Origin of the sequence: Nocardia sp. NPDC058497, from assembly GCF_042720195.1 — a bacterium.
Taxonomy (GTDB): Bacteria; Actinomycetota; Actinomycetes; order Mycobacteriales; family Mycobacteriaceae; genus Nocardia.
This window is the reverse complement of the sequence record NZ_JBHXMY010000746.1, coordinates 2,123-2,461: the sequence shown is the minus strand read 5'-3', so window position 1 is coordinate 2,461 and position 339 is coordinate 2,123.

Here is a 339-nt window from a genome sequence, read left to right as displayed (position 1 = left end):
ATCCTGGGCGGTATGGCCGCCTATTCGGCGGTGTCGGTGCCGTTCACGGTCGTCGGCGCCGGAGTCGGCGCGGTGGTGGGCGCGGCGAACGGTTTCCTCGCTCCGCCGCGAGCGGCGGAGCCGGATTCGGTCGCCGACGACGCGGAGCTGGTCAGCGCCTGATCCTCGGGGAAACAGCAGTGGGAGCCGGATAACCGTCCGGCTCCCACTGTCGTTTCGTGCGCTGTCCGACGGCCGCCGCCACCGCCGGGCGTGGAGGCCCCGGGGGGGGCGGCCCCAAACACAGGCACCCCCCCCCACCCCAACACAACCACACCCCCCCCCCCCGGGAGCCCACAC